The organism is Streptomyces sp. NPDC055025 (genome assembly GCF_053608565.1).
In genome coordinates this window covers 1-7,845 of sequence record NZ_JBSGVS010000132.1, presented here as the reverse complement: position 1 = coordinate 7,845, position 7,845 = coordinate 1, and the positions used below count along the sequence as shown (strand labels likewise).

General features: G+C 70.3%; 6 protein-coding genes and 1 pseudogene. 5 read left to right on the top strand and 2 right to left on the bottom strand.

The window, feature by feature from the left end:
• Positions 1-32 precede the first annotated feature (32 nt).
• On the bottom strand, positions 33-1,028 hold the full coding sequence (locus ACWGDX_RS38915) for an SCO1860 family LAETG-anchored protein (protein ID WP_453633497.1): 996 nt from the start codon (positions 1,026-1,028) through the stop codon (positions 33-35).
• A 296-nt stretch (positions 1,029-1,324) separates the two neighbouring features.
• Positions 1,325-2,422, bottom strand: a complete 1,098-nt coding sequence (locus tag ACWGDX_RS38910; protein WP_453633495.1) for an amidohydrolase family protein — start codon at positions 2,420-2,422, stop codon at positions 1,325-1,327.
• Positions 2,423-2,609: 187 nt separating this feature from the next.
• On the opposite strand from ACWGDX_RS38910, the gene ACWGDX_RS38905 reads away from it, so the two are divergent.
• The 5 genes and pseudogenes from ACWGDX_RS38905 (at position 2,610) to thpD (ending at position 7,796) form a co-directional block, all read left to right on the top strand.
• Positions 2,610-3,665 carry a pyridoxal-phosphate-dependent aminotransferase family protein gene (locus tag ACWGDX_RS38905; RefSeq protein ID WP_453633499.1) on the top strand — a complete coding sequence of 352 codons (1,056 nt, stop codon included), beginning with the start codon at positions 2,610-2,612 and terminating at the stop codon, positions 3,663-3,665.
• A 432-nt stretch (positions 3,666-4,097) separates the two neighbouring features.
• Positions 4,098-4,658, top strand: a complete 561-nt coding sequence (ectA, locus tag ACWGDX_RS38900) for a diaminobutyrate acetyltransferase (protein WP_453633493.1) — start codon at positions 4,098-4,100, stop codon at positions 4,656-4,658.
• Positions 4,659-5,094: 436 nt separating this feature from the next.
• Positions 5,095-6,414: pseudogene (gene ectB, locus ACWGDX_RS38895) on the top strand (diaminobutyrate--2-oxoglutarate transaminase); the annotation flags it as partial.
• Positions 6,415-6,480: 66 nt separating this feature from the next.
• Complete coding sequence (locus ACWGDX_RS38890) at positions 6,481-6,879, top strand: ectoine synthase (protein WP_453633491.1); 399 nt, start codon at positions 6,481-6,483, stop codon at positions 6,877-6,879.
• Positions 6,880-6,881: 2 nt separating this feature from the next.
• The gene (gene thpD, locus ACWGDX_RS38885) at positions 6,882-7,796 is read left to right on the top strand and encodes an ectoine hydroxylase (RefSeq protein WP_453633489.1); all 915 of its coding nucleotides are present in this window, start codon (positions 6,882-6,884) and stop codon (positions 7,794-7,796) included.
• The last annotated feature ends 49 nt before the right edge of the window (positions 7,797-7,845 follow it).

Below are 7,845 nucleotides of genomic sequence, written 5' to 3'. Positions count from 1 at the left end.
GGCGACGCGTGCCCGCGCCGTACGCCCCCGCGTCAGCGCTTCGCGCGGGTCCTCGTCCAGGCGAGGGTCGCTCCGCCCGCCGCCAGCAGGAGGGCCGCACCGCCCGCCAGGTACGGCGTCATGCTGCTGCCGCCCGTCTCCGCGAGATTCTCCGCCGCCGGCTCCACGGCGCTCTGGGGCTTCAGACCGGCAGGGTCGGCCGGTGCCGGTGCGGCCGGTGCGGCCGAGGCAGCAGGTGCCGCAGGGACGGCGGGGGCGGCCTCCGACGGCCGGTCCGGGGCCGCCGCGCGCTTCGGCGGCGCGGGTGACTCGCAGGTGGCACCGGCCAGGGTGAGGGAGCCCTCGACCTCGGCGACGTTCAGCTTGAGCGGGTTCAGCGACACCCTCAGTTCGAGCGCCGCCGCGGCGGCCGTGCGGGACGTGGTGTGCGTCTTCGACAGTTCGAGCGTCACCTCGCCCACCCCGGGCACCTCGACCCGTGTCGTACCGCCCGCGGAGAGCGTGATCCGCTTGCCGAGCACCGTCACCGCGCCGAGCAGATGCGATTCGGCGACCGGCCGTTCGCCGGCCGCGCAGACCGCCTTGGAGGTGACCTCCTCGATCTCGATGAGCGAGAGCAGCGGCAGTCCGGGGACATGGACCTTCGCGTGGGCGAGACGGCTGCGCCCCTCCGCCCTGTGCCGGTCGGCCTTCGCCTCCGCAGTCGCCACATCGGCGCGGAGCACCGTGAACGGCCGCCCCTGGTCGACACCGTCCAGCGTCACGCTCAGCGCGGTCCTCCCCGCGCTCGCGGGGGCCTCGACCTCGTTGAGCGCGGCCTTGAGCGGCACCTGGACGGTCTTGTTGAGCAGGGACACATCGAGGCCGGTCCTGAGCACGACCGCGCCCGCCCGCCCCACGTCCTTGCCCTCGGTGCCCTCGGTGGCTCCCGCCGGGGCGGCGAGAAGCACCGGCCCCGCCGTCAGCGCAGCGGCGGCCAGCACGGCGGCGCGGCGGCGTGCGGGCATGCGGAAGGTATTGCTGTTCACGATGTGGAACCCCCACAAGAGACTTGGTGTCGCCGGCCCGCCGAACGGGGACACGCGGCGGTGGCGACCGAGACACCGGAATCTTTACGCACGAAGAGTGAACTGGCGGGCACCTGGGGTGAGTTCACTCCAAAGTGGGGTTTCCGGGTTCATATTCGATTCTTGTGGCACATGAGTTCTTCGCCACCCCGTCCATGACACGGCGCGGGTGGTGCGCCGGTCACCCGCCAGAGCGCGGACGGGGACCACGCGCCCGACTCCGCATAAGACACATCAACGATTCGGAGCGCCCCGCGTCACGCTCCGTCAATGACGCGCCCGTTCAGGACGATCCGCCGCGGCGCCGCCAGCACCCCGACGTCCGCCCGCGGATCCTCGTCGTACACCACGAGATCCGCCGGAGCGCCCTCCTCCAGCCCCGGGCGGCCCAGCCAGCGGCGCGCGCCCCACACGGCCGCCGAGAGGGCGTCCACGGGCGGGATACCGGCCTTCACCAGCTCACCGACCTCGGCCCCCACCAGACCGTGGGCGATCCCGCCGCCCGCGTCCGTCCCGGCGTAGACCGGGATGCCCGCGTCGTACGCCGCGCGCACGGTGTCGTAACGGCGCTCGTACAGCCGGGTCATATGCGCCGACCAGCGCGGGAACCGGGTGGCGCCGCCCTTCGCGAGCCGCGGGAAGGTCGCGATGTTCACCAGGGTCGGGACGATCGCCACACCGCGCTCAGCGAACAGCGGAATGGTGTCCTCGGTGAGTCCGGTCGCGTGCTCGACACAGTCGATGCCCGCCTCCACGAGATCGCGCAGCGCGGTCTCCGCGAAGCAGTGCGCGGTGACCCGGGCCCCGAGCCGGTGCGCCTCCGCGATGGCCGCCTCGACCTCGCCGCGCGGCCAGCAGGCGGTCAGATCGCCCGCGTCCCGGTCGATCCAGTCGCCGACGAGCTTGACCCAGCCGTCACCGCGCCGGGCCTCCTGGGCGACATACGCGACCAGATCCTCCGGCTCGATCTCATGGGCGAAGTCGCGGATGTAGCGGCGGGTACGGGCGATGTGCCGGCCGGCCCTGATGATCTTCGGCAGATCCTCGCGGTCGTCGATCCAGCGGGTGTCGGCGGGCGACCCGGCGTCCCTGAGCAGCAGCGCGCCCGCGTCCCGGTCACCGAGCGCCTGCTTCTCGCTGGTCGCGGGGTCGACCGCGCCGTGGTGGTCCAGGCCGACATGGCAGTGGGCGTCGACGAGACCGGGCAGCGCCCAGCCCCGGACCGTACGGACGTCACGGGCGCCGGCCGGCCGCTCGTAACTGATCCGGCCGCCCACCACCCACAGTTCGTCCCTGATCTCCTCGGGCCCGACGAGGACCCGCCCCGTCACCCGCAGCACCGCCCGACCGGTCATGAAAGCACCACCTGATCGCCCTGGTCCTCCTGATCACGACCGTACTGATCGCCCTGGCCGTCCTGATCACTCATGTACAGCACTGTACGAGCCCGTGGGTACCCTCGACCGGGAAGATTCCGAACACCGGTCCGAGGCCGGTGACATCCGCGCGACACCCGCGAAGAGAGCCGAAGAGAGCGCCGCCGTGACACACCCGCTGCTGGACCTGCCCCCGCTGACCGCCGCGCACTTCGCCTCGATCGAGCGCCGCGTCGCCTCGTTGCTCGCCACCGGGAACGATGTCGTGATCATGCAGGGCGAGGCCCTGCTGCCGCTGGAGGCATGTGTACGGGGCGGCGCGCGGCCCGGTTCGACGGCGCTGAACGTGGTCACCGGACCGTACGGACAGACCTTCGGGAACTGGCTGCGCGACTGCGGTGCCACGGTCGTCGATCTGGAGGTCCCCTTCCACACCGCCGTGACCGCCGACCAGGTCGGGGCGGCCCTGGCCGCGCACCCCGGCATCGACTTCGTCTCGCTCGTCCACGCGGAGGCGGCGACCGGCAACACCAACCCGGTGGCCGCGATCGGCGAGGTGGTACGGGCCCATGGCGCGCTGTTCATGCTGGACGCCGTCGCGTCGGTGGCGGCGGAACCGCTGCTGACGGACGAATGGGGCGTGGACCTCTGTGTGATCGGCGCGCAGAAGGCGATGGGCGGACCCGCCGGGGTCTCGGCGGTGTCGGTGAGCGCGCGTGCCTGGGAGCGGTTCGCCGCCAATCCGGGGGCGCCCCGCCGCTCGTATCTCTCCCTGCTGGACTGGAAGGAGCGGTGGATCGACACCGGCCGCAGGGCGCTGCCGCACGCCCCCGCCCAGCTGGAGATGCTGGCGCTGGAGGCCTGTGCCGAGCGGATCGAGGCGGAGGGACTGGACTCCGTGATGGCCCGGCACGCCTCCGCCGCCGCGGCCACGCGCGCGGGCGCGGTGGCGCTGGACCGCGGTCTGGAGCCGTACGTCCATGAGGCCGCGGCGGCGGCTCCGGTGGCGACGACTCTCCGTACCCCGCCCGGGGCGGACGCGACCGAGGTGGTGGCCAAGGCCCTGGCGGCCGATCCCTCGCTGCCGCTGATCGCGGGCGGCGGCGCCCTGGCCTCGGAGATGATCCGGGTCAACCACTACGGCCCCCACGCGACACCCGAGGCCGTACGGTCCTCGCTCGCGGCGCTGGGTACGGTGCTCGGCGCCGCTCCGCGACGGTGATCGTGGTGCCGCCCCGGTCGGCGCGGGCGTACAGCCTCACCGGCATCGTCAAGGCACAACGAATCCCGGATATCGGATATTGAATATCGGCACAGAATGAGGGTATCTGCATCGCATTCGGCATCAGGTGCATGCATTCGAGTGCCGTTATCTTTTGAATTCTTCTCCGCAGGCAGCTTCCCGTTACCGCCTGCCCACTGCTTCAAGGCTTAAACACCGGAGCTCAGGCGATTCAGGCGGGTCTCGTCGGCGTTACAGATATGTGACCGAGCCCATCGACACGGCCGTCTTGCCGGAATATGTGGGCCTATTCTACCCAATCCCATGGGAGTGCGCACCGGCAGCCGCGCACGCGTGATAACACAACCCGTCTTCTCACCCAACCCCTTCCCAAGATGCATGTTTTGAATTTGCTGGGTAAATTCAATGACTATGACCGCCGCACAAGCAGACCTTGCAGGCGCCCGAAGCGAATTCACCCCGTCCCCGACGATCGACGCCCCACGAGTGGAGGACGGAGCCGCGATCTGGCGCATCGCCCGTGACTCCGAGGTCCTGGACCTCAACTCCTCGTACAGCTACCTGCTGTGGTGTCGTGACTTCGCCACCACGTCCGTCGTCGCGCGCGACGACGGAGGAGTGCCGATCGCCTTTGTGACGGGCTACGTACGGCCCGAGCGTCCGGACGTGCTGGTCGTCTGGCAGGTGGCCGTCGACCGCGAGCAGCGGGGCCGGGGCCTGGCCGGGACCTTGCTCGACGCGCTGACCGCCCGGGTGGCGAAGGAGCCGGGAATCTCGGCGATCGAGACGACCGTGACCCCCGACAACACCGCGTCGGACCGGTTGTTCACCGCGTTCGCGGCGCGTCATGGCGCGACGCTGACCCGTGAGGTCCTCTTCGACGGCGGGCTGTTCCCCGACGGGGTGCACCAGCCGGAGGTGCTGTACCGGATCGGTCCCTTCTCCCGTCGGCCCGGCGAGCCGACGCCCTGAGCGGATGAGCTCGCCGGCCGACCGGTCGGACCGACCAGGTACCCGGACCCGCGGCACGGGGCGACCCGCACACCACGGACATACGTGGCCGCGCCGGCGTCCGGGCACGGCGGCATCATCCGGGCACGGCGGCATAGGGGCATCCCCGTCCCCCGTTCCCGTACGTCCCCGGCCCCGTACGCCGGGCGAGTACCCCGTACGCGAGCAGCCCGTACACGAGCACCCCGTATACGACCAGCCCGTACACGAGCACCCTCCGCGCGAGTACCTTCTCGCGGCTCGTGCCCGGCGATCCGGGTCCCGGGATCCGGCCTCGCGTCCCGCCTCCGCGCATGCCCGCGACCCGCTCGTATCCCCCTCTCCCCCTCCCCCTTCTTCCTCTCTTTTCTCCCAACCCCATCGGCAGGAGAATCCTGTGACTATCACCCCGCCCGCACTGAGCGTCTTCGAGACCCTTGAGTCCGAGGTGCGCAGCTACTGCCGCGGCTGGCCCGCCGTGTTCGACCGGGCGCAGGGCAGCCGCCTCACCGACGAGGACGGCCACAGCTACCTCGACTTCTTCGCCGGCGCCGGCGCGCTCAACTACGGCCACAACAACCCGGTGCTGAAACGCGCGCTGATCGACTACATCGAGCGCGACGGCATCACCCATGGCCTCGACATGGCGACCACCGCGAAACGCGCCTTCCTGGAGTCCTTCCAGAATGTGGTGCTCCGGCCCCGTGATCTGCCGTACAAGGTGATGTTCCCCGGCCCGACCGGCACCAACGCGGTCGAGTCCGCGCTCAAGCTGGCCCGCAAGGTGAAGGGCCGCGAATCGATCGTCTCCTTCACCAACGCGTTCCACGGCATGTCGCTGGGCTCGCTCGCCGTCACCGGCAACGCGTTCAAGCGCGCCGGGGCGGGGATCCCGCTGGTCCATGGCACCCCGATGCCGTTCGACAACTATCTGGACGGCCAGACACAGGACTTCCTCTGGTTCGAACGGCTGCTGGACGACCAGGGCTCCGGGCTGAACAAGCCCGCCGCGGTGATCGTCGAGACGATCCAGGGCGAGGGCGGTATCAATGTCGCGCGCCCCGAGTGGCTGCGGGCGCTGGCCGATCTCTGCCACCGCCAGGACATGCTGCTGATCGTCGACGACATCCAGATGGGATGCGGCCGTACCGGCGCCTTCTTCTCGTTCGAGGAGGCGGGCATCACACCGGACATCGTGACGCTGTCGAAGTCGATCAGCGGATACGGACTCCCCATGTCGCTCTGCCTGTTCCGGCCCGAGCTGGACATCTGGGAGCCGGGCGAGCACAACGGCACCTTCCGGGGCAACAACCCGGCCTTCGTCACGGCCGCCGCCGCGCTCACCGCGTACTGGGCGGACGGCCAGATGGAGAAGCAGACCATCGCGCGCGGTGAACAGGTGGAGCGGGCGCTCGCGGCGATCTGCGCCGAGAGCGCGGACGAGAGCACCGCGGGGAGAGGCGCCCGGAGCATCGGAAGCGACGGCGACGGCAGCACCGGGGGTCCCGGCGGTCCGGCCGCGGAGTTCCGGGGCCGGGGTCTGGTCTGGGGCCTGGAGTTCGCCGACAGGGAGCGGGCATCCGCTGTCTGTGCGCGTGCGTTCGAGCTGGGGCTGCTGCTGGAGACCTCGGGCCCGGTCGGCGAGGTGGTGAAGCTGCTGCCGCCGCTCACCATAACGCCCGAGGAACTGGACGAGGGCCTGCGCACGCTGGCCCGCGCGGTCCTGGAGACCGCCTGAGCCGCCTGACACCGCCCGCCGTAGGCACACAGACGTACAAGCCGGAGAGAAAGGCAGCAACACACCGTGATCGTCCGATCGTTCAAGGACATCGAGAACACCGACCGCCATGTGAAGTCGGCCTCGGGCACCTGGGAGAGCAAGCGCATCGTGCTCGCCAAGGAGAACGTCGGCTTCTCCCTCCACGAGACCGTTCTCTACGCGGGTACGGAGACGTCGATGTGGTACGCCCACCACATCGAGGCCGTGCTCTGTGTGGAGGGCGAGGCCGAGCTCACCGACGAGGAGACCGGCGAGACCCACTGGATCCGGCCCGGAACGATGTATCTGCTGGACGGGCACGAGCGCCACACGCTCCGCCCCAAGACCGACTTCCGCTGCGTCTGCGTCTTCAACCCGCCGTTGACCGGGCGGGAGGACCATGACGAGAACGGGGTCTATCCGCTGCTGACCGAGGAGGGCTGACGATGACCACCACACCCGTACGCACAGAACGTACCGAGCGGACCGATCTGTATCCGACCCGTGGCCGTCGCGAGGTGACCACCCCGCGCCAGGACCCCGTCGTCTGGGCGGCGCCCGGCGCGCCGGGACCGGTCTCCCGGGCGGACCTCGGTTGCTTCGAGCGGGACGGTTTCCTCACGGTGGACCGGCTGATCGGCCCCGACGAGGTCGCGCTCCACCGCGCCGAACTGGAACGGCTGGTCGCCGACCCCGGCGTGCGCGCGGACGAGCGCTCGATCATCGAGCCCAGGACCCAGGACGTACGGTCGGTCTTCGAGGTCCACCGTCTCAGCGAGATCTTCGCCGGGCTGGTACGGGACGAGCGGGTGGTGGGCCGTGCCCGCCAGATCCTCGGCTCGGACGTCTATGTCCACCAGTCGCGGATCAATGTGAAGCCGGGCTTCGGCGCCTCGGGCTTCTACTGGCACTCGGACTTCGAGACCTGGCACGCGGAGGACGGTCTGCCGAACATGCGGACCGTGTCCGTCTCGATCGCGCTGACCGAGAACTACGACACCAACGGCGGGCTGATGATCATGCCCGGATCGCACAGGTCGTTCCTCGGCTGCGCGGGCGAGACGCCTCAGGACAACTACAAGCAGTCGCTGAAGATGCAGGATGCCGGGACCCCGTCGCACGAGGCGCTGACGCGTATGGCGGACGAGCACGGCATCAGGCTCTTCACGGGCAGGGCCGGTTCGGCGACCTGGTTCGACTGCAACTGCATGCACGGTTCCGGCGACAACATCACGCCGTACCCGCGCAGCAATGTGTTCATCGTGTTCAACAGCGTGGAGAACGCGGCGGTGGAACCGTTCGCGGCGCCCGCGCCACGGCCGGACTTCATCGGTGCGCGGGACTTCACACCGGTGCGCTGAGGGGCCGGGCGGCGGACAGGGGTGCGGGGCAGACCATGACGGTCTGCCC

Bases quoted from the DNA above. Each gene is read 5' to 3' on its own strand.
- ACWGDX_RS38910 (WP_453633495.1), bottom strand. From the start codon at position 2,422: ATGACCGGTCGGGCGGTGCTGCGGGTGACGGGGCGGGTCCTCGTCGGG.
- ectA (WP_453633493.1), top strand. From the start codon at position 4,098: ATGACCGCCGCACAAGCAGACCTTGCAGGCGCCCGAAGCGAATTCACC.
- thpD (WP_453633489.1), top strand. From the start codon at position 6,882: ATGACCACCACACCCGTACGCACAGAACGTACCGAGCGGACCGATCTG.